The sequence below is a fragment of the Candidatus Margulisiibacteriota bacterium genome (genome assembly GCA_028715625.1).
Taxonomy (GTDB): domain Bacteria; phylum Margulisbacteria; class Riflemargulisbacteria; order GWF2-35-9; family GWF2-35-9; genus JAQURL01.
Genome location: JAQURL010000074.1, coordinates 1 through 3,175 on the forward strand (window position 1 = coordinate 1; position 3,175 = coordinate 3,175).

At 40.2% G+C, this 3,175-nt stretch carries 4 protein-coding genes; all 4 read left to right on the plus strand.

Annotated elements, in window-relative coordinates:
• Nucleotides 1-762, plus strand: a 762-nt coding sequence (locus PHV30_10310; protein ID MDD5457407.1) for a ribonuclease J, incomplete at its 5' end; no start/stop codon positions are given.
• The gene (locus PHV30_10315; protein ID MDD5457408.1) at nucleotides 763-1,320 is read left to right on the plus strand and encodes an epoxyqueuosine reductase QueH; all 558 of its coding nucleotides are present in this window, start codon (nucleotides 763-765) and stop codon (nucleotides 1,318-1,320) included.
• Between the two features lie 323 nt (nucleotides 1,321-1,643).
• Nucleotides 1,644-2,438 (plus strand): ABC transporter permease, encoded by a 795-nt coding sequence (locus PHV30_10320; GenBank protein ID MDD5457409.1) that lies wholly within the window; start codon nucleotides 1,644-1,646, stop codon nucleotides 2,436-2,438.
• A partial coding sequence (locus tag PHV30_10325; protein ID MDD5457410.1) for an ATP-binding cassette domain-containing protein occupies nucleotides 2,439-3,175 on the plus strand: 737 nt, incomplete at its 3' end.

Genomic DNA, 3,175 nt, shown 5'->3' on the forward strand with positions numbered 1-3,175 from the left:
GGTAGTCAGGGAGAACCGCTTTCAGCGCTTTCCCGGATAGCCAATGATAACTACAGGTTGTTCCAGATAAAACCCGGAGACACAGTTATTGTTTCCGCGCTGCCCATTCCGGGAAATGAAAAAACCGTTTATTCCGTTATCGACAAACTTGGCCGCAAAGGAGTGCAGGTAATCTATGAGGAAGCTTCCAAAATGCACGTGTCAGGTCATGCCTATGCGGAAGAATTAAAGCTTATTTTGATGCTTTTCAAGCCGAAGTTTTTTATACCTGTACATGGGGAGTACCGTCATCTTTCAGCGCATGCCCAGCTGGCAAGAGACCTTGGGAATACAGAGGAAATCATGATCGCGGAAAACGGTGATATTATTCAGATCGATAAAAACAGTATAAAAATTATCGACAAGCTGCAGCTGCATTCCACCTATATAGACAGTAATGATATGTGTTTGGATGATGAACAGCTGATTAATATCAGAAAAAATATGGCCAGCGACGGAGCTGTGGTTGTAGTGCTTTTTATTCATAACGAGCTTCAATCTATTCAGCATATCCAGATAACCACCAAAGGTGTGGTTATGGATGAAATGCCTTTTCTGAAAGGATTGCAGGACAGTATTGCTGACCAGTATAACTACTTGTTCGGCAAAGGAAATGTGACTAAAGAGACCCTGGCTCAGCAGATAGAAGATATGGTCAGAAAATATTTGCTGAAAAAAATAGACAAAAATCCGGAAGTAATCCCGGTTATCATCTATAAATAGATGGACCGTTTGCTGTTGCATGTTTGCTGTGCTCCCTGTTCTACTGCTGTAATCGAAAGACTAAAAAACGAATACGAACTGGGTTTGTATTTTTATAATCCTAATATTCATCCTCAAAAAGAATATTTTTTCCGCTTGCGGGAGCTGATGAAATTTGCGGCCCAAAGTAATATTCCGGTAATAGAGGCTGATTATCCGCTTAAACAATGGTTCCGGCTCGTGGCCGGCAAAGAAAAATGTTCAGAAAGAAGCGGAGAGCGTTGTGAAATATGTATTTCCACCCGTCTGTTAAATACTGCCGAAAAAGCCGCTGAACAAGAATATTTATGGTTTGCCAGTACTTTGTCCGTGAGTCCGCATAAAAATGTGGAGCAGATTAATCGGCTGGGAGAAGCAGCCGCGAAACATTACGGCATAAAGTTTTTGCCTGCCGATTTTAAAAAAAATAACGGATTTCAAAATTCTATAACTCTTTCCAGAGAACAGCATATGTACCGCCAGAATTACTGCGGTTGCGTTTTCAGCATGCTGGAACGGAAGGCAAGGGATAAGGCGTGAAACGTGAAAAGTGAAGCGTGAAACGTGAAAGGCGTCATACTGAGCCAGTTTACCCTGAGCTTGTCGAAGGGAAGTATGACTAAGTATTACGAAGCATGACAGTAGAAAGTGAAAAGTGAAGCGTGAAACGTGAAAAGTGAAAGGCGTCATACTGAGCTAGTTTACCCTGAGCTTGTCGAAGGGAAGTATGACAATTAAATTGATATCTAAGAGCCCCATAAAAAATCACTAAATATGTTATAATAAATTCAAATGCGGTCAATGATGTTAAAGATGTTATTGAGAACGCTCAACTATATTTTTTTATCCGGTAGCAGCAGTTGATGTTTAAACTAAAAAACCCTTCAGGATATATGTTTTCCAGCCTTGGGCAGGATATTTTCCATTTATTGCGAGGATTAGGCAGCTATACTTTGTTCACTCTGGAAATAATTCGTAATATTTTTTCGGGAAAAGTTAAGTTCAGGCATATTTTGGATCAAATGATAAAAATAGGCATTGATTCTTTGCCCATAACCGTAATTACCCTGACTTTTGTCGGTATGGTTTTCACCAATCAGGTAACCAAAGAGTTTTTCAAGATTGGCGCCGGCAAAATTATCGGCGGGATTGTAGGTTTTGCCGTGTGGCGTGAACTTGGGCCTTTATTTGCCGGGGTAGTAGTAGCTGCCAGAGTAGGAGCTGCCATATCGTCGGAAATAGCTGCCATGAAAGTTACCGAACAGCTGGACGCGCTGCGTTCCATGGCTATTAATCCCTTTTCCTATCTTTATGTGCCGCGTTTTATAGCTCTGGTTACCATGATGCCTATCCTGATTATTTTCGCTGATTTTGTGGGCTTCATTTCAGGTCTTGGTATATACTCCATACTTTATCATGGAAATCCTGTGGCCTATTTATCTTCCGCTTCGCAGATGCTTACATCGCTGGATATTTATGGCGGTATTTTGTTCAAAGGTCCTGTTTTTGGTTTTATCATCGCCAGTTTTTCCATATTTATCGGCGCTCATACCAAGCCTGGTGCCGTAGGTATAGGAGAATCAGCGATTTTTTCAGTCGTCAGTATTTTAATTACTTTATTTATTGTGAATTTCTTTTTATCCTATTTTATTTTTTAAATGATAAAAATAGAAAATGTTGTTAAGCAGTATGACGAGCACAAGGTGCTTGATGGCGTTAATATAAAAATTAAAGAAGGCAAAAAAACTACTATTATCGGTACCAGCGGTTGCGGCAAGAGTACTTTGTTGCGTTTGATATTAGGCCTGGAAACTTTTCAGGAAGGACAGATTTGGCTGGACGACATCGCTATTAAAGATTTAGGTGAAGAACAATTGAATAATATCCGTCTGAAGTGCGGTATGGTTTTTCAGTCTTCGGCCTTATTTGATTCTTTAACAGTCGGGGAGAATGTGGGACTTGTGCTTAAAGAACGTACAAAGCTCAGGGATTCTGAAATAAAAGAAAAAGTAATGGAAAAACTTTCTATGGTAGGTCTGGCTGATACTTACTATTTGATGCCGGGCAATCTTAGCGGAGGAATGAAAAAACGTGTGGCTTTTGCCAGGGCGATTGTAAATGATCCGCGCATCCTTCTGTTTGATGAACCTACTACCGGCCTGGACCCGATTACATCTACCACAATTGAACACCTGATAAATGATCTGACTGAAAAATTGAAAGTTACATCAGTAATCGTTACACATCAGATAAGTACTATTCTGAATACTTCCGAGCGTATCTATATGATCCATGACGGAAAAGCTTTTAAAACAGAGGGCCCGGACAAGATAATGGAGAGTGAAAATAAAATTGTTAATCGTTTTGTGAACGGAATTATCAAGAAGAAGAAGGA

Coding starts and splice junctions, on each gene's coding strand:
- PHV30_10320 (MDD5457409.1), top strand. CDS start 1,644: ATGTTTAAACTAAAAAACCCTTCAGGATATATGTTTTCCAGCCTTGGG.
- PHV30_10315 (MDD5457408.1), top strand. CDS start 763: ATGGACCGTTTGCTGTTGCATGTTTGCTGTGCTCCCTGTTCTACTGCT.